Source organism: Bradyrhizobium sp. USDA 3240 (genome assembly GCF_054063295.1).
Map to the genome: position 1 here is coordinate 6185543 of NZ_JBSSGD010000002.1, position 17361 is coordinate 6202903.

The window sequence follows — 17361 nt, forward strand, 5'->3', positions numbered from 1 at the left end:
GGGCGGAATCGGCGTTCAAGCGCCGAACTTGAAGATAATGCCCGCTTGCTTACAGGAAGCTGACGCGCAGCGATTTATTGCTGTTTATGTCTGCTAATGCCGCTTGGTAAGCATCGGTCTCGGCACTGATTTGCCCGACGGCGCAAGCCCCCTCGCGAGAACGCGGATGTATGACTGGCAGGCCGGTCTGCAAATTCGGTGTCGTCCCTGCCTATTGCGCAATTGCGCACGGGAGCAGGGACCCGTAACCACCGAAGGTCGTTGTTGCGCGTTGCTGATATGCCGAGTCCCGCCAACGACACGAGCCGCGGAGTATGGGTCCCTGCTTTCGCGGGGAGGACAGGTGTGTATGCGGCAACTCGCGATGCGCGAAAGTGCACACGCAATTCCCGCGAGGTTGAACACCGGATCGGCTGGATGCCGCGCAGCCTTGACTTAGCTGCTGCTGCTCGTCGCGCCGCGCACCACGCGCTTGATCTTGTCGGTGGTGTAGGTCTGGCCGCCGATCGAGAGCAGCGGCGGGGAGGCGGTGAGGTCGACGGAGTCGACCACGCCCTGAATCTCGGTCGAGATCGCGAGGTCCTTGCCGGTGGAATCCTTGCCGGTGGCGGTCAGCGTGTAGGTGCCGGCCGGCCATTGCGTGCCGTCCGTGCCCTTGCCGTCCCAGACGAAGCTGGCGTTGCCCTGCTTCAGGTTGAAATTGCCGGAATAGGCGGTCTGGCCGGTCGAGCTCGTGATCGTGATGGTGGCGCTGGTGGCTTGCGGGGATACCAGATTCCAGGTCGCGGATTTGTTGAACTGCGTCTTGCTGCCGTCGACGGCCACCGTGTTGCCGACATAGACCAGCGCCTGGGTCGATTGGGCGCTCTTCTCGATCGCGATCAGCTGCTTGAGCTGATCGTTGGATTTCAGCTGCTGCTCGACGCCGGCGAACTGCACGAGCTGCTGGGTGAACTGGTTGGTGTCGAGCGGGTCGAGCGGGTTCTGGTTCTTCAACTGGGTAGTGAGTAGCGTCAGGAAGGTCTGGAAATTGTCTGCGATGCCCGCCGTCGTCGTCGACGCACCGCTGGTGCTGGTGCTGCTGCTTCCAGAACTCGTTCCGTTGCCGGTGCCCGGTGCTGAGACGACGGGCGTCGGCATGGTTGCATCAACTGCCATGGTGAACTCCTTACACTCTGATATCGACGCCGCCGAGGGCGCCGGTTGCGCGGCCGTAGGAGCGGCCTGCCGCTGCGGCGGGAGCGTTGTCCTCTTCGGCGACGATCAAACGCTGGGCATTCGGATTGGACTGGCCGTTGTTGTTCTGGCCCGACTGCGACTGATCGCGCAGGCTGAACTGCAATCCGCCATTGCCGGTCGACAAGCCGGCATTGTCGAGCGCGCGCTGTAGCTGGTTGGCGTCCTGGCGCAGCATCGACAGCGTTTCCGGCCTTTCGACGGTGAGATGCGAGGTCACCTGGCCGTTGCGATCGACATCGATGCGGACATCGATGCGGCCGAGCTCGGCGGGGTCGAGCCGGATCTCGAAGCGGCTCTTGCCGCTCTTGGCGGAGGCAGCGATCTGCATCGCAAGCCCGTTCAGTGGCACGGCGGCGGTTTGCGCGGCGTTGGTCACGGTTAATTGCGCGGTTGCCGACGGCGTCGTCTGGCCGGTCGGCAGTTGCGGCTGGAGTGCATTCGCCGCCTGCGCGCTGGCATCGGGCGTGGTGAGCTGCGCCTGCGCAGCCGCATGGCCGCCGGCCGTCGGCGTCGGTGCAGCGTTGCCGTCGCCGCTTGCATCGGCCTTGATGGCATCGGCTGCGCCGTCTGCGGTGGCCTTCGCCTTGCCGGATACAGCCGTCGGCTGCGTGGCCGCAGGTACGATGTTGGTCGGAGTGGCCTGTGCGGTGGGGTTGCTGCTTTGGGCCGCGCCGTCCTGGCCGGTCGGCGGTGTCGCGGTCGCGTCCTTTGCGGCCACCTGCGCCTTGGCCTGCGTCGTCGTCTTCGTGGCAGGCGTTCCGGCAGCGACGGTGGCGGCGAGTGTCGCATCGCCGGTCGCCGTCGCTGCGCCCGAAACCGTTGCCGCATCCGTCGTGATGGCCTGTCCCTCGGTCTTGACGCCGGCCGCCTTGGCGACCTTGTCGGCGTTCGCCGTGGTGGTCGCCGCCGTTGCGGTGTCGGCGCCGGCCGGCGCACCGGTACCGGCAGCGGCACCAGTGCCGGCGATCGCCGCGCTTGCCGCGATGGCCGCCGCTGCGATCGCCAGTGGTGCCGCCGGTTGGCCGGATGGCGCGCTCGCCGTCGCTGTCGGGTCAGTCGCCGCTGCAGCGGCGACGGGAACGGCAACCACGGCGTTGGCCGCTGCCGCATTGGCTGGATCCGGTTGCGGCACGGCTTGCGCCGTGGCCTTGTCGCCGGTGGATTGCGCATCGGTGCTCGACTTCGAGTCATCCGATTTCGATTTCGACTTGGTCTTCGGCGGCGCGTCGCTGTCGACCTTGTTGTCGTCGCGCGAACTGCCCGAATCCCGCGACGTGCGGTCGGGGGCCGTGCTGGTGTCGCGGGAGCGTGCATCGGTCGTCGAGGTCGAATCGTCCGACCGGCGCGCAGGCGCCGGTTGGGTGTCGTACCTGGTGTTGTCGCTCGTGGACGCGGAATTGCTGTCGACCAGCGCGGCAAAGCCGTCGTTCCCCGCCTGCGAAGCGGGATCGGGCCGCGCCGACCGTGTCGTCGGGCCCTGAAAAGACCGGCTTGCCAATGCTTCCGACGTCACGCTGACCACTGCCAACCCTCGCAAATGAGACTTCCGGCCTTTTGTCAGCAAGGAGCGGGCCAACCATCGGGTGGACAAAATACTCAGCTATATCAGCTGGTTAGGTGCGGCTATCGCGGTCCGGGACAGGTTCCCGACAGGTCTCCTTTTTGCCCGGCGGCAAGATTTGCCGTCCGCGCACGGTAAGCCACGGATTCCGCCGGATTGCCTCGCCGGAATACGGCCTATATTAAGGGTGGCCTCCGACGCGTCCCGAACCGACCGAACCGGCCTTGGACGCGTTCTAAGGCTCTCTGGACAAAGGCTTTTTCCAATTTCGTCGCGGAGCGCATAAGCTCGCCGCGACAGTGACCAATGACCGCTTAGAGATGCTCAACAGTCTGGATCTTGAAAGCCGCCCTGAAGACACACGGATCGTCGTTGCCATGTCCGGCGGCGTCGACTCGTCGGTGACGGCTGCGCTGTTGAAGTCGCAGGGCTATGACGTGGTCGGGATCACGCTGCAGCTGTACGACCATGGCGCCGCGACCCATCGCAAGGGCGCCTGTTGCGCCGGCCGCGACATCCACGATGCGCGCAATGTCGCGGAGCGGATCGGTATCCCGCACTACGTGCTCGACTACGAAAGCCGCTTCAAGCAATCCGTGATCGACAATTTCGCCGACAGCTACGCGCTCGGCGAGACGCCGGTGCCGTGCATCGAGTGCAACCGTTCGGTCAAGTTCCGCGATCTGCTCTCGACCGCGCGCGAGCTCGGCGCGCAGGCGCTGGCCACCGGTCATTATGTCGCCTCGCGCCGGCTTGCCGACGGATCGCGCTCGCTCATCTGCGCGGCGGATGCCGATCGCGACCAGAGCTATTTCCTGTTCGCGACCACGCGCGAGCAGCTCGACTTCCTGCGCTTCCCGCTCGGCGACATGACCAAGCCGCAGACCCGCGAGCTGGCGCGGCGCTTCGATCTCGAGGTCGCCGACAAGCAGGACAGCCAGGACATCTGCTTCGTGCCGACCGGCCGCTACACCGACATCATCGGACGGCTGAAGCCGAATGCGATCGCGCCGGGCGACATCGTCGATCTCGCCGGCAACGTCATCGGCCAGCACCAGGGCATCGTTCATTTCACCGTCGGCCAGCGCAAGGGCCTCGGCATCGCATCAAGCCATCCGCTCTATGTGGTCAAGCTCGATGCGGCGACGCGCCGGGTCGTGGTCGGGCCTCGCGAGGCGCTGCGGATGGATCGCATCGCGCTGCGCGACGTCAACTGGATCGGCGACGGCGCGCTGGACCGCGTGATCGGCGAGGGTATCGAGATCTATGTCCGCGTGCGTTCGACGCGCGCGCCGCAGCCGGCATGGTTGCGCGCCGTCGATGGCGGCTATGAGGTCGAGCTCGTCGCCGGCGAGGAGGGCGTATCGCCCGGCCAGGCCTGCGTGTTCTATGATGCAGCCTCCGGGCAGGCGCGTGTGCTCGGCGGCGGCTTCATCAGAAGTGCGAGCGCGAGCCGCGTCGTGCGGGCCGCGACGCAGGATGCGATGGCGCCGCTCGCGGAAGCGGTTCGCGGCTAGACAGAAGAAACATCGGGGCAGGGGAATGGCTGGGGACATCGACCGCGAGGGGGTCGAAAAGGCGTATGGCCGCTGGGCACCGATCTACGATCTGGTGTTTGGCAAGGTGTTCGATCAGGGCCGGCAGTCGACGATCGCGGAAGCCGACCGGATCGGCGGGCGCGTGCTCGACGTCGGTGTCGGCACCGGATTGTCGCTGTCGGACTATGCGCGCACCACGAAACTTTGCGGCGTCGATATTTCCGAGCCGATGCTGCGGCGGGCGCTCAAGCGCGTGCACGCGCTGGGCCTCAGCAATGTCGAGACGCTGGCGGTGATGGACGCCAAGAACCTCGCATTTCCGGATTCGTTTTTCGACGCGGTGGTCGCGCAATACGTCATCACCGCGGTGCCGGATCCCGAGGCGACGCTCGACGATTTCGTCCGCGTGCTGAAGCCGGGTGGTGAGCTGATCCTGGTCAATCACATCGGCGCCGAGAGCGGCCCGCGCCGCATCTTCGAGCTCGCCTTCGCGCCGCTGGCGCGGCGGCTCGGCTGGCGTCCGGAATTTCCGTGGGAGCGGCTGACCAATTGGGCCGCCAAGCATGGCGGCGTCAGCCTCGCGGAACGCCGGCCGATGCCGCCGATGGGGCATTTCTCGCTGATCCGTTTCCGCAAATCGTGAGGCTGCGGCGATTTTGACGGGAACATCGGCGCGTCGTGCCGGTTTTCTCGTCATGAGGATCAATCGAACGCTCGCTTTGTCCTGTGCCCTGATCATGGCGCCCGTCGTTGCCGCGGCGCAGGCGCCCCCGACATCAGCCACGCCGCCGGCACAGACCGCGCCGCCGGCGCCGTCTCGCGCCGCCGCCAATTGCGCGCCGCAGCAGCCTTCGCGTCCGGGCGTCGCGGTTCCGGAAGGAACCACCACCGGGCAAGCTTTGGGCGACAAGCTCGCCAGATCCGACGGCGTGCTGTGTCCGCCGGCCGGCGTCGACCCCGAAATGCGAGCGCCGACCCCGCAAGGCGGCAACACGCCGGTGATTCCTCCGCCCGGCAGCCCCGGTGGCGACCCCTCGGTGAGGCCAAAATAGCCCCTGCGTGCAATAAGTTGCGGTCCTGTCCGGGTTTGCTTGACAGGCGAGCATGCCACTCTTTATATGCCGCGCGTTCGCACCCGCGGCTCCATGCCGCCGATCGCGAGCCTGTGGCGGGGTAGCTCAGCTGGTTAGAGCACGGGAATCATAATCCTGGGGTCGGGGGTTCGAGTCCCTCTCCCGCTACCACCTTTACCCCCGACGTCTCGTTACTGGGGAATTGGCGGTACCGCCCTCCCGCTAGCATATTTCCCCACGCTCCTTTGACCCGGTTCGGATAAGCCTTCTCGCCCAGGAGGGCGTTGAGCCGGCCTGCGATCTCCACGGTTACACCGCCTGGCCGCTCCGGATCGCGGAAGACGGTGACGGTATCGACCAGATCCCTGATCGCCTCGGCGGCCTCTCCATCGCCCGCGCTGACACCCTTTCCTAGTGCTTCCTCAAGACGGCCGAGTTGCTCCTCATATCGCTTCAGGATGGCGGGATGCAGCGCAACTTCTTTTGGGGTTGGCGGTGCACTCTGCAAGTCCGCCGAAATCCGCTTTCGTTCGGTATCCAATGCAGTCGATCGAGGGCCAAGAACGGATGGATCGCCGAGTCCTTTTGCGATCGCATCAACCAGCCGGTCGATTTCCCGGTTCAGTTTTCCGAGTTGCTGCTCAAGACCTTGTCGCTTCGCAACTGATGCAACTGCGAGGCGCCTCCGTTCGTCGAGATATGTGCGCACATACTCGGAAATAATTTTCGGCGCGCGCAGTTCAGCCTTCAGGCCGCTGAGAACTGCACTCTCGACCGTGTCCAAATAGAAGGTCTTGGCATCAGGACACGTTCCGCTCTCCGTCGCGGCCGAGCAGCGAATGCGAACGCGCCCTGATTTGTCTCGTCCACTGGTTGCCATGCCCGAGCCGCATGAACCGCAACGGATCAGGCCGGACAGCATCCGACGTGGCCGACGTTGATAGCTAGGATGGGTGCGGCCACGCTCCTCTTTGCGTTGCTGAGCTGCCGTAACAGTTCCGAACTGATGATCGCAAGATGCGGCACTTCAGCGGTCTGCCAGTCGCTCTTCGGATTGGGACGTGACAGACGCTTTCCGGAGTCCGGATCCTTCACCATCCTGACCTTGTTCCAGACGAGGCGCCCTACGTAGAGCTCGTTCTGCAGAATGCCGGCACCCCGCTCGAGATTGCCGTTGATGGTTGAAGCATTCCATGACCGCCCTCGCGGAGGTGATATTCCCTCCTTGTTGAGATCATGCGCGATTTCGCGAGGCGTCCGACCATCGACGTATTCCTGAAAGATGCGCCGGATCACTTGTGCCTCGGCCTCGACGACGACCCGCTCGCCGCTTCTGCCGGCGATCGCCGCGTACCCGTACGTCAAGCCACCTCCAGCCAAGCCTTGCTTGATCCGCCCAGCCAGGCCACGACGCACCTTGTGAGCGTTATCCTCGCGATAGAGCTGCCCGACCAGGCCACGAAGGCCGACCAGTACAGTATTGACGACGCCTTCGTGCACCGCCCGGATCTCGATACCGAGAAAAGACAGCCGCTTATGGATGCCAGCGAGATCTTCCATGTCGCGGGAGAGACGATCGAGTGCTTCGACGACAACAACATCAAAGGACTTCTCTCTTGCATCGTCCAGCAGTTGCAGCAAGCCGTCGCGCCCCATCAACGAGCCGCCCGAGCGGGCCCGGTCTTCATAGGTGCGGATGACGCTTAATCCTTCGCGACCAGCATAGTTCTGACAGAGCGAAAGCTGATCCTCAATCGATCGTTCATTCTGAAGGTCTGTCGAGAATCGGGCATAGATTACCGCTCTCTTCTTTGCTTCTCCGATTGGCTTGCTCTCTTTCATGATCTTCCCTTGCAGCCACACGAGCGAGTACGCGCGCAAGGCGTAAGATCGCCCCGTCCGGAATCGGCTGCAAGGACAATTTGCGATGCGCGTCGCTCACAATCGAACCTTTAGGTCTGCGCGCAACTCAGCAAGGTGCACGCACCTGCGATGGCGCCAATTCACGAATGTTGGCGGTGGTGATCAACTCGAGCATTTTGCTCGAACGACACGTGAGCGAAACGGCCCCAATGAGCTCGTCGTGCTATTGGATGCCGCAGCAAAGAAAAAGGAACGGAGACTCAGGGCTTCGCACACCGAGCTGCTCGGTGGTGGGAGTCGGTTCGCGCAGCGCTTTGTGATCCGGTAGATACTGGGGCGAAACTCCGGGTGCGATTACAAACAGACTCTGACTACCTGTTGATTTCTTAGCTAGTTTGGCCTGAGTTGAACCTGTAACCAGACCATTATGAGAGGCGGGAAAACAATCGGCTTCGTTGATGTTGCTGTCTTTTTGCCTCAATCCGATCGCGCTTTTTGCGCGTCAATTGGGTCGTTTCTGGTGCGAAACTGGTGCGGTCACGCCTGCCTGCACGGACGAGTGGAATTGACATCTATAGGTCTCTATCGCGGAACTCTTTTCAGGATGATTTTCGAGTGGTTTGACTTACCCTCTCAAGGCTGAAACAGGGGTTCGATTCCCCTAGGGAGCGCCAGCAAACTCAGGTACTTAGGTCGCCATCAGCCACGTTCGTCGAATAACGGTTGAATAAGACGCTGGTGAACAGCGGCGAACGCTTAGGGAATTTGCTGCCGACATTTAGCAGACTGGCCTCGGAGCAATGCCTCGCTGTGGCTGGCGCATTCGCGAAAAATTTCCTCGTCGCCCCTTTGTGTCCGGGAATATTCAAACCGCCGCTGACGTGCGCTGTGGTACGCGAGCGCCCTCGGATGCTCGCATTGACGTTGCTCAGCGCACAATCAACCCTTCCGTCGAGCTTTGCGCGAATAGGAGGGTCACGTGAGACACAATCGACGAGAGAAAACTGGCGGACAACAGTCACAAGTCAGTCCATGCGCTCCGAAAGCCGCAGAACCCAGCACGATGCCGTTCGCCCAGCGGCTCACCTGCACGATTGGCGATGCATGCGAAGTGACCGGCTTGGGACGCACGAAGCTTTACGAGTTGATAGGAGCTGGGCGTATCGTCACGACAACGATCGGACGTCGGCGACTAGTAGTGGTTCGCTCTCTTCTAGCGCTTCTTGACACCAACATGTCGAACTAATGGACGTGCGACTTGATGGAGCAACCCCACTTTGAACGCGCTCCTCACGCACTCATTTTGATGACACGACCGTGCTCCCTCAGCCGATCGAACTCATCCGCCCACCACCGCATCATCCGCACGGCGCTCCTGCCAGAATTCGGAGGCATGGGTATAGGTGCCACGGATTTCATTCGCCTCCTGATGCGCAAGTTGACGTTCGATCGCACCCGCTTGCCACTTGCCGCTTTCGATTGGCGAAAGATTCGCGGTCAATCAGTGAGTGCAGATACCGGCTTTGAAAGCGATCAAGCAGGTCATTTTCGTTCGTCATAGAAAGCTTTAAGCCGTAGCAAATACGTCAATCCGCTTCTCTTTTGAGCTTCTTCCTTGTCGTTCTTTGCCGCAACCTCAACGAAGAACTGGGCCGCGGTCGCCGTAATCGCTTTAGTCAATGCCGCGTGCGGGCCGCCGGCAAGAAAAGCTCCTCCGACTTCGGGGATAATCTTGATGGCGTCAATCGCGCGCTTGTGCCACGGACGGGCGGGATCGTTCATCGTGGCGTTCAGCTCGTCCATCGCGGGGACGATCTGGGTTTCGATGAAGAATTTCGTATGCTTCTCGAACGCCTCGCGGTCCATGTCTTTGATCTTGCCGTTAAGGTCCGCCGCGTAACGAAGCATCGACCTCCGGAATCCTCTGAGTAACGCTGCATTGGCGTCGCGGAATTCCATCAAGTCTTCAGGCAGCAGCAACGGCGTCGGCGGGAGAGCGATCCGAGTACACTCGACGGCCAGAATAGAAGCCAGAAGCTTCGCGTCGTCTACCGGCGCAATGTCGGGCATGCCCGGTATCTGCAAGCCGGGAATATCATTAAGGAGAGGCACTCCGGTTCGTCCGGAATGCACGATAGCTCCGGCAATGTAGTGGTAGTCGCCGGGATAAATGAGCGTTTCAGCACCGTCGCCGAGCCCTTTGGCGTGCCCCGTACTGAACGATGGAATGAAGTCAGGTCGTGGGGGTCCATGAATTGAGTCGTAAACGGCCTGGACCAGTTGGCCGGGCACAGGGTCCTTTCGCAGGAATGGATCATCAGGATCGGCGGTGAACTCGCAGAAGCCGTCAAGCGTCTTCGCCTGCAGCAGTAACTTCATTGCTCCGATGAGCAATTGTGTGTCGTGCCAGCGGTCATTTAATCCTTCAAGACGTGCGATTTCCTTCTCGACCTCTTTGGGGTCATAGCCGGACTTCGGCATATGAACTCCCGGGAAATACACCTTGTCGAAGACGGCTCCGAGCACCGTGAGGACGCCGAGGTTACGCGGCACTGGGCCGGTCAAATAGACCGCCTCAAGTTTCAGCGTTTCATCTAATCCTGTTTGCGCCATCGGTCCCGGTATCCACTGGAAAGAAATATGTCTATCCGTATCGCTCTGGCGCGGGCTGAACTTAGGCCGCGCTAAACGACGTTCTTAAAGCCCGGCGGAAGGATGATTGTCGGCTGGCCAAGTGCTTTCACCGGATAAAGCAGAACAATGACATTGTGTGTCGTGTCGAAAGCCTCCGCCACGCACTCGTGAGCCGTGCCGTTGCGATCCTTCAGTGAAAGGGTTGTGGGGCGTGTCATCTTTCGGCCAACGGGCAGGATACGGCCAAGACTATGATCGGGCGTGATAACGGTATCTGTGGGCTTGCCAAACTGAAGCATGAAGGAAAGGGAAGGTTCAATACGGCGGACGGCGGCCCGCGCACCGTGACCCGGAACGAACTCGATAGGCTCGAGGATATACACGACGCAGGCGCGATGGTGAGTACGCGCGAATTCCCGCGCTGAGGCGTAGTTGGATGCGCCGAATTTTTTCGCGAGTGTGATCGGTGTCTTGATGTCGAATTTGCAGTCAGCGGCATGCCGGGCATAAGTGTCGCCCTTAAACAGGGCGAACCTAGCAAAGTTGTTCGCCTCGCGTTCAAACTGGTCCGAGATCTCAGGATCGAGATGTTGTTCGCTATCCTGGAAGAACCGAAACATGCGCTTGTGCACGGGAAGATCGTGATGCGCGGTTTCGTGAAGCGTCAGGAAGGTCTTTTTTGATTTTGACTTTATAGCGCTGTCGTCGATGTGGATCAGCGTGTCAGCGGAATCGTATAGGCCGAACAACTTGCCAAGGGCAGATTTAACGACGGTTTGCGTCGGCATGGTGCTCTTCAACGAGGCCTGGAAAAAAGGCAGCCGAGGTTTGGGGGCGGCCGCGCTCCAAGGTTGCGCCGTGATCGCGTCGTCCACGGCTTCAATCGTTGGCATCTGGCTGATTGCAACGTTCAGTGACGAGTGGAGCTGGCGCATCGGTCTGCTGAGTGGCGGCGTGCCCATTCTGCTGATCATCTTTATTCGCTTCTTCATGCCTGAATCCAAGATCTGGCTGGAGTATGAGGCGCAACGCAAGGCCGGCCGGGCCACGGCAGAAGCTCGCACATTTCCCCTCGCGGATCTCTTCCGGAATGGGCTGGCACGGCAAACCGTCATCGGCTTCGTCTGGTTGATGAGCTATATGCTCTGCTACTACAGCGTCGTCTCTTTTATTCCGACGCTGCTGCTGCGTGATATGCATACGCCGGGTGATGTCGTCCGTACGACGGCCGTCCTGCTCTCCGTAGTCAGCGGCATTTGCTACCTCGCGAACGGCTTTTTCAACGACAGAGCCGGCCGCCGCTTCGGAGCTCTCGTGCCCGCGCTGTTTTGGGTCGGGTCTCTGGTCGGTATGGCCGTATGGGGCAGTCAGCTCTACGCCGGATCGAAGACCGAATGGCCGATGTTCTGGCTCTACATCGGTTTCGGCATTGGCAACGTGGCGCTGGGTGTGACCGGCGTCTGGATTTCCGAACTCTATCCGGTCAACCTGCGTGCGACTGCAGTGTCTACATTCTATATGGGAGGTCGAGGGCTCGGCAGCATCGCACCCGTGATTGTACCGCTTGCGGCCGGGCATTTAGGTGGGAGTCTGCTGAACGGCATGGTCGCCGTGGCCCTTCCCGCTGCGACTATCTTCATTCTCTCCTCACTTCTGCTTCCCGAGACCCTGGGTCGTGATTTATCCGCAAGGGGTTTTAAGGTCGACACGGAAACGGAAGGCAACATGAAGGCAGCTTCGGTTTCGGGTGTTTGACAGACGAACGAGCGGATGGCGGCACGCGCATTATGCGCATGCGGCATATCTCGAGGTTGTGCCGGCTGCACTGACATTGGATGAAAAGATATTCCGCGCACCTATGTCGACAACTCGGCCGAGTATAGTGGCCTCGAACAGAAGCGCATCGCAGCAGCTGCGGCTGAACGCAAAATTCTGGTGGTCCTCGGCGTGAGCGAACGCGACGTGGCTGGTCGCATCTACATGGCGCAATTTGCCGATCGCACCGAATCCACTTGCGCCACTACCCGCGCAGTCAGGGATATCTGCGTGGCCTATGTTCGCGATTTTCCGCATGGATGTTGCTGCCGGGAAGATCGAGGAATAGGGCGGGATGAATGCATCGATCGCTGTTATCGTTGCCGCATTCGTGGGAGCCGTCCTGGTCGGTCTTCTGGCACGGGGCGGCCGCAAGTGCCAGGCGTCATTGGCGATTTTCTTGAAGCGTTTCGTCCAGTCGCGGCCACGGCGGGTGTAGATATTCACCTCTTCATGGGCGAGGTGGATCTGGACGCGATAGCCATCGAATTTGATCTCGTGCACCCAGCGTTCGCCGCTGGGCACCCTGTCGATCGGCGAAGCCAATGCCGGCGCAATGAAGCCCGGAAACAGCGCCTTGATGCCGATCGCCGCCGGCTTTTTTGCGCTGGAACGGCATGCTTAAACCAGACGGAGCGTCAGCTGCCGCCGATCTCCACTCGCATGGCGATCGACAAAGGCCTGCAAGTGCGACGGAACGTCGGTCAGCTGGAGATCGCAGCGGCGTTGGATCTCTCGAGCGATGTCCTCTGACCAGCGCTCCGACGTATTGAAGGCAGCCACCCGGATGGGATTTGAGTACTCGCCGGCGAGCATCTCCTGGATGACGGTCTCGAGGTCCGCGGCCTCAAGGTCCGCTTCTCGCCAGGCGCGTCCGATGGGGCCAAAGTCGTCGGCAACGAGGTAAATGGCCTGATCACCGCTGGGGACGATCGACGGTGTCCAATTGGACTTACGCATAAATCAACTCCACGCAACACAATCGGGATTCAAGCAGGCGCCGCCCGATTCGTTCCGGAGCAACGCCTTGCAAGGAACCCTTGAAATGTACTTGCGTTTGGCCCTCGCGACAGGGAGGCCTGAATGGCAAAGAAGGCGAAGAAGCAGACCTCGCGCGGTCGCAAGCAGGACCGCGCGCGTGTCGCCGATGGACAAGATTATGAGGTGCGGTACGAGGCGAAGAAAACCGGCAAGTCGGCGGCGTCCGTGAAGAAGGCCGTCACGAAGGTCGGCAACAGCCGCACGCGAGTGGAGCGGCGGCTCGGGACATCGCTGAAGAAGTCTTTGGGAAAGAGACCTTCGAAGTGACGTTGGCCTACGTCGCTCGTGAGGGAGCGGCATTGGCGGACGAACGTGTCGCGGTCTTACACAGGAACGAATCCGGTTTTCGGAAATTGGATAGTCCGGCGAGTGCACCGATTCTGCCAAGCCGCGTTTCATTCGCCTAAAGTCCCAGTGCTTTTTCCCCGGGAGCGCTGGGATTTTCTGTTCCGGCTTACTCGCGAACCAACTGAGGCGGCCTCACACAGGGCGAGTTCGCTCTTTCAGTTTGCGGTTGATCAGCGCCTCGGCGCGCCGCTTCGCCAGTTCGACCAATCGAGTCCGCACGGTGTGACGAGACTTTTGTCCGTCAAAATGAATATCGATCTTGAATACGTCGTCGAAGGTGTGCGTCACGGTGAACACGACACCTCTATGAGTGAAGCTGCTGGGCATGCGCGGGACATAGCAAGCAGCGCGCGAGCTCTGCACCGGGAACGCACGGGGAAATTGTCCCACTACGGGAATGGGCCTATGCCCGAGGAACTCCGTTCACGACGGAGAATTCGGAAGGTCGGGTAGCTTTGCGGCGAAGGAGGCCGCCAACCGAGGCGGGGCGGCCTTACTTCGACCCCTTCTCCACCTTGAAGGTAAGCCTGATGTCCATCACGGGGCCAGTTTCGTCCCGCACTTCTATCGCCATGTTGCGCGTGTTTTTGGGCTGCGCGTCGTACAACTCGTCCCGGGCCATATCAGCTAGGGACCTAGCGGCCTCCAACTGTGCGGATTGTATGCTTTTAAGTTCCAAACCCTCTTCGTCTGGAACTAGTTCGTCCCCGTCGCGCAGATCGAAGAAATAGCGAGGCATATTCCGCCTCCCCGCGTTTATGATGATGAACAAGAGCAGACACGTGGAATACGTTCCTACCGGCGCGCTTCTCGGCCGATCGGGCGGCGAGGAAGGTGGTCACGGCCCGGGCGCGCGCCAACTCCTTGGTCAATGCCTTACGGTTGCCGCCGGATAGAGGTGTGGGATGATGTTTTTAGGCCATAGGCTTCATTTTCCCGCTGAATCGGGCGAGCGGGAAGTCGCTAGAGATTGTCGAGTGGCCTCGGTGCCCCGCTAGAAGTTGGTCAATCGGGCGCTGGTTCCTGAGCTCAGGACGGACGATGTCCCGTCGGAATGGGGCAGGTCCGCGGTCGTGGTCGACTCCGGAAGTACACTGGCTAAACTGCCCGTCGTTGGCCCCCTCCAGCGGCGAGCGCTTTGTGAGTTGCGTATGAAGCGGATCGAGATGCTTGGGTTCATTAAACCCCAGCTAGCGACCCTACGGAGCAAAGCTCCCTCGGGGCTGCAGTGGATTCACGAAGTCAAATACGACGGCTACCGCGTACAGCTCCATCTCGACCGCGGTAAAGCCAAGGCCTTTACCCGTAATGGCCTGAACTGGATAAAGCGGTTCTCCGTCATTGCCAGCGCCTTCGACATCTCCGGGCAGGCGATCATCGATGGGGAGGTCGTCGTCGTCCATGAAGGCCGTACCAACTTCTCCGAGCTGCAGGCAGAACTCGCCAGAGGCGACCAGGACCGCTTGCTTTATTACGCCTTCGACCTCCTATGGCTCGATGGGCAAGACTTAAGGAAAACGCCGCAGCTTGAGCGCAAGGCCATGCTGCAGGGCCTGTTCGATACCTACCAGCTCGAACCGCCAGTCCTCTTCAGCGAGCACGTCACCGGGAATGGGGAGCAGCTGTCCGAGCACGCCGCGAAGCTCAACTACGAGGGCATCATCTCCAAGCGGACCGATGCGCCATACCGGTCGGAGCGGGGCGAGGCCTGGCTAAAGGTGAAGACGGTTCAGCGCGAGAAATTCCCGATCGTCGGCTTCGTCAAGGACCCCACTGGCGTGGCAGCCCTTTACCTTGGCAAGCAGCAGGGGAAGGAGCTTGTCTACATGGGTAAGGTCGGCACCGGCTGGAATCGGACTACCTCGGCGCAGATCCGTAAAGCCCTGGATACCGTCGTCAGCCCGAAGGCCAAGCTCACAAAGCCGATGCGGAAACCGAAGGCAACCTGGGTCGAACCCAAGTTCTTTGCCGACGTCGAGTACCGCGACATCACGTCCGAAGGTCTACTTCGAGCCAGCTCGTTCAAGGGGCTGTCCCGGAAGTAGCTTGGGGCTTTCAACCCACATCGGGGTATCAGCCTTTGGGTCCAGTCCATCGCAGGAAATACAACGTAAGTCGGTCCGCTGGTCGAGTGACATGACGGCCTTGAGCGGTTTGCCGCAGCGCTGGCATCTGGTGAGGTCCATGGTCTTTTCCATTTTCCCCATAACCAGCCGAAGGAACAAAAAGTTCCTGCGCGGCGTTGTGGGATTTTCTCGGGAGGATTTGAATGGAGACTGTGGTTGAGCGGGTTGTTCGTACCTACGGCATGATGGTCACGCTGGCGCCGAACGAAGAGGAAGAAGTCAGGCAGCGAGTTATGAAATTCGTCGAGGGACAGGCGGGCGATGACAACACCATCGCGGTCGAGGCAATCAAATTCCTCAGAGGGTCGAAGCCGTCCCGCAGGCGCCGGCCGAAGTGATAAATCCGAACTGTCCGATTTGCCACGGCCTTGGCTGGGTGTGTGCAAGCCATCCTCATCTTGCCTGGACGGATGAGGCCGGAGGCTGTCAGTGCGGCGCAGGGATGCCGTGTGAGTGCCAGCGGTCGGGCGATGTTGATGCCGGGATTGAAGAGCCGAAAACCAGCTCAATAATCGACGTCGTCGAACGCATATAGTGGTTCGATAGCTCGGACTGTGAAGAAGCGTGGCGGTCGCCGCGGGGCGAACTCGCAGTCTAATCGTTGTGGACCTCAGGCGACGTTTTTCATCTCGAAGACGTTCGTTTGAGATCGGATTCAAGAGGTCGCTGTGGCGGCTTCCATCGGCTGGACGGCGTAGTGGGCACGATGCTGTTCTATATGATATTTGGCCCAAGCTGACGGGATAGCGTGGGTCGCCGGGCCATGCGCACCCACCGGCTGCTTTTTCATGCAGCCGGCGTTCGGATCGGCGAGCATCATGCGGCGCGCTGGTTTACGCTGTTGACGGCCATGTCGTTGAGCTTCTTGTCTGTCGCCTTCTCCTCGTCGAGGTTTTCCTGGAGGACGGAGGCGCAGTCGTCGCGTCCGAGCTTCTTCGCCCAGGCGATCAGCGAGCCGTAACGTGTGATCTCGTAGTGCTCGACGGCTTGCGCCGCCGCGATGAGGGCCGCGTCGAGGACCGTCTTGTCGTCGACATCGCCGGCCACGTCGCTCGCTTCCTTGAGGATGCCGTCGATGGCAGGGCAGTTCACGCCCTTAGCCTCGACACCGTGCATCTTAAAGACCTTCTCCAGCCGCGTAATTTGAATCTTCGTCTCCGCGAGATGGGTCTCGAACCCGTTCTTTAGGGATTGGTCGCTGGCCTTGTCGATCATGTCCGGCAAGTTCTTCGCAATCTGCTGCTCGGCGTAATAGATATCCCGCAGGGTGTGCACGAAGAGGTCGTTCAGTGTCTTGATGTCTTTGGTGAAGAATCCCATGGATGCCTCCTATTATGGAATGGTCGCACGGCAAACGACGATGAATAGGAAGCGTTCCTAAGTGGCCGGCAAGGTTACGCGGGCTACGAAGAAGAGTGTTTACGTCGTTCCGCATCGGCGCGGCAGAAGCTCCTGATGGACAGGAGTTAATGCGATGACGTCGTTTGGACGCACTAGGGTGTTGCTGTCGTCACATCAGGCCGTTAGACGGGCACGATGAAAAGAATTGAAATGATGAGATCTGTCTTAGAAGAGGCTGCGCGAGAGTTGTCGGTCAGTGTTGCAACGCAGACGAAGATGGCTCAAACCATCGTTATGAGAGCAGCAGCGGGCGATACGCGCGCTGAACTGAAGTCTGCGGCACTGGAGACCGGCAAGACGCCTGCAGCCTAATTAGGGACCCGCCTTCACGGAGCGAGAGGAACGGCGGCGCTTCGAGGGTGTTCATATCCAATGACCGAACCACTGCCGCCCCTCGTCGAAAGCTCGCTGCAGATCGCCTGGGATTTTCTCAGCGGTCTGGACGAGATTGCCGATCCTCAGCAAACCGCAGAATATCTACTTGGGAACATTAAATCACAGGTGATGAGAGGGGAAAGTCGGAAGCTTGTATTGGCGAACCGCGCCATAGATAGCTTTCGCCGGCGCCCCCCAACTCGTCACCGATTAATTCCGCTACCCGATCTGCCATGGTCCGCGACTTGCACTTAGCTTTCGCAGCGACGGGGTTGGCGGTTCCGAGCGAGATGCAGATTTAATTTTGTGGACCAATCGGCGGACGGCTGGTCTTCAATAGCTCGCAG

The 17361-nt window shown here is 60.6% G+C and carries 22 protein-coding genes, 2 tRNA genes and 1 pseudogene; 13 read left to right on the forward strand and 12 right to left on the reverse strand.

The genetic code is table 11. From position 1 onward, the window contains the following. Positions 1-435: 435 nt before the first annotated feature. Both ACVIGA_RS29910 and ACVIGA_RS29915 read right to left on the reverse strand, forming a co-directional pair. Positions 436-1158: a flagellar hook assembly protein FlgD gene (locus ACVIGA_RS29910; protein WP_456668824.1), complete on the reverse strand. Its 723-nt coding sequence runs from the start codon at positions 1156-1158 to the stop codon at positions 436-438. A 10-nt stretch (positions 1159-1168) separates the two neighbouring features. Beyond that, on the reverse strand, positions 1169-2371 hold the full coding sequence (locus ACVIGA_RS29915; RefSeq protein WP_456668825.1) for a flagellar hook-length control protein FliK: 1203 nt from the start codon (positions 2369-2371) through the stop codon (positions 1169-1171). Positions 2372-2411: 40 nt separating this feature from the next. Between ACVIGA_RS29915 and ACVIGA_RS29920 the strand changes: the two genes are divergently transcribed. The 6 genes from ACVIGA_RS29920 to ACVIGA_RS29945 all read left to right on the forward strand — a co-directional run bounded on the left by ACVIGA_RS29920 (position 2412) and on the right by ACVIGA_RS29945 (position 6078). Then, on the forward strand, positions 2412-2720 hold the full coding sequence (locus ACVIGA_RS29920) for a hypothetical protein (RefSeq protein ID WP_456668826.1): 309 nt from the start codon (positions 2412-2414) through the stop codon (positions 2718-2720). Positions 2721-3120: 400 nt separating this feature from the next. Continuing rightward, positions 3121-4317: a tRNA 2-thiouridine(34) synthase MnmA gene (gene mnmA / locus ACVIGA_RS29925; RefSeq protein WP_456668827.1), complete on the forward strand. Its 1197-nt coding sequence runs from the start codon at positions 3121-3123 to the stop codon at positions 4315-4317. A gap of 25 nt (positions 4318-4342) precedes the next feature. After that, positions 4343-4981 (forward strand): class I SAM-dependent methyltransferase, encoded by a 639-nt coding sequence (locus tag ACVIGA_RS29930; protein ID WP_456668828.1) that lies wholly within the window; start codon positions 4343-4345, stop codon positions 4979-4981. 52 nt (positions 4982-5033) lie between these two features. After that, positions 5034-5390 carry a hypothetical protein gene (locus tag ACVIGA_RS29935; RefSeq protein ID WP_223969648.1) on the forward strand — a complete coding sequence of 119 codons (357 nt, stop codon included), beginning with the start codon at positions 5034-5036 and terminating at the stop codon, positions 5388-5390. Positions 5391-5505: 115 nt separating this feature from the next. Next, a tRNA-Met gene (locus tag ACVIGA_RS29940) sits at positions 5506-5582 on the forward strand. 295 nt (positions 5583-5877) lie between these two features. After that, a complete protein-coding gene (locus ACVIGA_RS29945; RefSeq protein WP_456668829.1) occupies positions 5878-6078 on the forward strand; it encodes a hypothetical protein in 201 nt (66 codons plus the stop codon). Positions 6079-6219: 141 nt separating this feature from the next. Here ACVIGA_RS29945 and ACVIGA_RS29950 read toward each other — a convergent pair. Both ACVIGA_RS29950 and ACVIGA_RS29955 read right to left on the reverse strand, forming a co-directional pair. Next, positions 6220-6333 (reverse strand): annotated as a pseudogene (locus ACVIGA_RS29950) (recombinase zinc beta ribbon domain-containing protein); the annotation flags it as partial. Next, complete coding sequence (locus ACVIGA_RS29955) at positions 6318-7253, reverse strand: recombinase family protein (RefSeq protein ID WP_456668830.1); 936 nt, start codon at positions 7251-7253, stop codon at positions 6318-6320. The pseudogene ACVIGA_RS29950 and the gene ACVIGA_RS29955, both read right to left, overlap by 16 nt. A 628-nt stretch (positions 7254-7881) precedes the next feature. Here ACVIGA_RS29955 and ACVIGA_RS29960 point away from each other — a divergent pair. Beyond that, a tRNA-OTHER gene (locus ACVIGA_RS29960) sits at positions 7882-7948 on the forward strand. A 389-nt stretch (positions 7949-8337) separates the two neighbouring features. Continuing rightward, positions 8338-8520 (forward strand): helix-turn-helix domain-containing protein, encoded by a 183-nt coding sequence (locus tag ACVIGA_RS29965; protein ID WP_456668831.1) that lies wholly within the window; start codon positions 8338-8340, stop codon positions 8518-8520. A gap of 93 nt (positions 8521-8613) precedes the next feature. On the opposite strand, the gene ACVIGA_RS29970 is transcribed toward ACVIGA_RS29965, so the two are convergent. The 3 genes from ACVIGA_RS29970 to ACVIGA_RS29980 all read right to left on the reverse strand — a co-directional run bounded on the left by ACVIGA_RS29970 (position 8614) and on the right by ACVIGA_RS29980 (position 10696). Further along, positions 8614-8775 carry a hypothetical protein gene (locus ACVIGA_RS29970; RefSeq protein WP_456668832.1) on the reverse strand — a complete coding sequence of 54 codons (162 nt, stop codon included), beginning with the start codon at positions 8773-8775 and terminating at the stop codon, positions 8614-8616. A gap of 41 nt (positions 8776-8816) precedes the next feature. Continuing rightward, positions 8817-9887 (reverse strand): hypothetical protein, encoded by a 1071-nt coding sequence (locus ACVIGA_RS29975; RefSeq protein ID WP_456668833.1) that lies wholly within the window; start codon positions 9885-9887, stop codon positions 8817-8819. Between the two features lie 71 nt (positions 9888-9958). Then, on the reverse strand, positions 9959-10696 hold the full coding sequence (locus tag ACVIGA_RS29980; protein ID WP_456668834.1) for an ImmA/IrrE family metallo-endopeptidase: 738 nt from the start codon (positions 10694-10696) through the stop codon (positions 9959-9961). Here ACVIGA_RS29980 and ACVIGA_RS29985 point away from each other — a divergent pair. Next, positions 10695-11663 carry an MFS transporter gene (locus tag ACVIGA_RS29985; RefSeq protein ID WP_456668835.1) on the forward strand — a complete coding sequence of 323 codons (969 nt, stop codon included), beginning with the start codon at positions 10695-10697 and terminating at the stop codon, positions 11661-11663. The two genes, ACVIGA_RS29980 and ACVIGA_RS29985, sit on opposite strands and share 2 nt — an antisense overlap. A gap of 30 nt (positions 11664-11693) precedes the next feature. Here ACVIGA_RS29985 and ACVIGA_RS29990 read toward each other — a convergent pair whose 3' ends face one another. After that, positions 11694-12227: an ATP-dependent DNA ligase gene (locus ACVIGA_RS29990; protein WP_456668836.1), complete on the reverse strand. Its 534-nt coding sequence runs from the start codon at positions 12225-12227 to the stop codon at positions 11694-11696. Between the two features lie 117 nt (positions 12228-12344). Continuing rightward, a complete protein-coding gene (locus tag ACVIGA_RS29995) occupies positions 12345-12683 on the reverse strand; it encodes a hypothetical protein (RefSeq protein WP_456668837.1) in 339 nt (112 codons plus the stop codon). A 123-nt stretch (positions 12684-12806) separates the two neighbouring features. On the opposite strand from ACVIGA_RS29995, the gene ACVIGA_RS30000 reads away from it, so the two are divergent. Beyond that, positions 12807-13031: a DUF3606 domain-containing protein gene (locus ACVIGA_RS30000; protein WP_456668838.1), complete on the forward strand. Its 225-nt coding sequence runs from the start codon at positions 12807-12809 to the stop codon at positions 13029-13031. Between the two features lie 213 nt (positions 13032-13244). On the opposite strand, the gene ACVIGA_RS30005 is transcribed toward ACVIGA_RS30000, so the two are convergent. Both ACVIGA_RS30005 and ACVIGA_RS30010 read right to left on the reverse strand, forming a co-directional pair. Then, a complete protein-coding gene (locus ACVIGA_RS30005; RefSeq protein WP_456668839.1) occupies positions 13245-13409 on the reverse strand; it encodes a hypothetical protein in 165 nt (54 codons plus the stop codon). Positions 13410-13605: 196 nt separating this feature from the next. Next, positions 13606-13851: a DUF6894 family protein gene (locus ACVIGA_RS30010; protein WP_456668840.1), complete on the reverse strand. Its 246-nt coding sequence runs from the start codon at positions 13849-13851 to the stop codon at positions 13606-13608. 412 nt (positions 13852-14263) lie between these two features. Here ACVIGA_RS30010 and ligD point away from each other — a divergent pair, with 412 nt between their 5' ends. After that, positions 14264-15157, forward strand: a complete 894-nt coding sequence (ligD, locus tag ACVIGA_RS30015) for a non-homologous end-joining DNA ligase (RefSeq protein WP_456668841.1) — start codon at positions 14264-14266, stop codon at positions 15155-15157. A gap of 224 nt (positions 15158-15381) precedes the next feature. Next, entirely contained in the window at positions 15382-15576 is a 195-nt protein-coding gene (locus tag ACVIGA_RS30020; RefSeq protein ID WP_223970372.1) for a hypothetical protein, read from the forward strand. 478 nt (positions 15577-16054) lie between these two features. Here the strand turns inward: ACVIGA_RS30020 and ACVIGA_RS30025 are convergent, their stop codons facing one another. Further along, positions 16055-16558: a YciE/YciF ferroxidase family protein gene (locus ACVIGA_RS30025; protein WP_456668842.1), complete on the reverse strand. Its 504-nt coding sequence runs from the start codon at positions 16556-16558 to the stop codon at positions 16055-16057. Positions 16559-16774: 216 nt separating this feature from the next. On the opposite strand from ACVIGA_RS30025, the gene ACVIGA_RS30030 reads away from it, so the two are divergent. After that, entirely contained in the window at positions 16775-16951 is a 177-nt protein-coding gene (locus tag ACVIGA_RS30030; RefSeq protein WP_456668843.1) for a hypothetical protein, read from the forward strand. Positions 16952-17361: the final 410 nt, after the last annotated feature.

Bases quoted from the DNA above. Each gene is read 5' to 3' on its own strand.
- ACVIGA_RS30020 (WP_223970372.1), top strand. From the start codon at position 15,382: ATGGAGACTGTGGTTGAGCGGGTTGTTCGTACCTACGGCATGATGGTC.
- ACVIGA_RS30025 (WP_456668842.1), bottom strand. From the start codon at position 16,558: ATGGGATTCTTCACCAAAGACATCAAGACACTGAACGACCTCTTCGTG.
- mnmA (WP_456668827.1), top strand. From the start codon at position 3,121: ATGCTCAACAGTCTGGATCTTGAAAGCCGCCCTGAAGACACACGGATC.
- ACVIGA_RS29910 (WP_456668824.1), bottom strand. From the start codon at position 1,158: ATGGCAGTTGATGCAACCATGCCGACGCCCGTCGTCTCAGCACCGGGC.
- ACVIGA_RS29965 (WP_456668831.1), top strand. From the start codon at position 8,338: ATGCCGTTCGCCCAGCGGCTCACCTGCACGATTGGCGATGCATGCGAA.
- ACVIGA_RS29985 (WP_456668835.1), top strand. From the start codon at position 10,695: ATGGTGCTCTTCAACGAGGCCTGGAAAAAAGGCAGCCGAGGTTTGGGG.
- ACVIGA_RS30010 (WP_456668840.1), bottom strand. From the start codon at position 13,851: ATGCCTCGCTATTTCTTCGATCTGCGCGACGGGGACGAACTAGTTCCA.
- ACVIGA_RS29995 (WP_456668837.1), bottom strand. From the start codon at position 12,683: ATGCGTAAGTCCAATTGGACACCGTCGATCGTCCCCAGCGGTGATCAG.
- ACVIGA_RS29935 (WP_223969648.1), top strand. From the start codon at position 5,034: ATGAGGATCAATCGAACGCTCGCTTTGTCCTGTGCCCTGATCATGGCG.
- ACVIGA_RS29955 (WP_456668830.1), bottom strand. From the start codon at position 7,253: ATGAAAGAGAGCAAGCCAATCGGAGAAGCAAAGAAGAGAGCGGTAATC.
- ACVIGA_RS30000 (WP_456668838.1), top strand. From the start codon at position 12,807: ATGGCAAAGAAGGCGAAGAAGCAGACCTCGCGCGGTCGCAAGCAGGAC.
- ACVIGA_RS29975 (WP_456668833.1), bottom strand. From the start codon at position 9,887: ATGGCGCAAACAGGATTAGATGAAACGCTGAAACTTGAGGCGGTCTAT.
- ACVIGA_RS29980 (WP_456668834.1), bottom strand. From the start codon at position 10,696: ATGCCGACGCAAACCGTCGTTAAATCTGCCCTTGGCAAGTTGTTCGGC.
- ACVIGA_RS29945 (WP_456668829.1), top strand. From the start codon at position 5,878: ATGCAGCGCAACTTCTTTTGGGGTTGGCGGTGCACTCTGCAAGTCCGC.
- ligD (WP_456668841.1), top strand. From the start codon at position 14,264: ATGAAGCGGATCGAGATGCTTGGGTTCATTAAACCCCAGCTAGCGACC.
- ACVIGA_RS30030 (WP_456668843.1), top strand. From the start codon at position 16,775: ATGAAAAGAATTGAAATGATGAGATCTGTCTTAGAAGAGGCTGCGCGA.
- ACVIGA_RS29930 (WP_456668828.1), top strand. From the start codon at position 4,343: ATGGCTGGGGACATCGACCGCGAGGGGGTCGAAAAGGCGTATGGCCGC.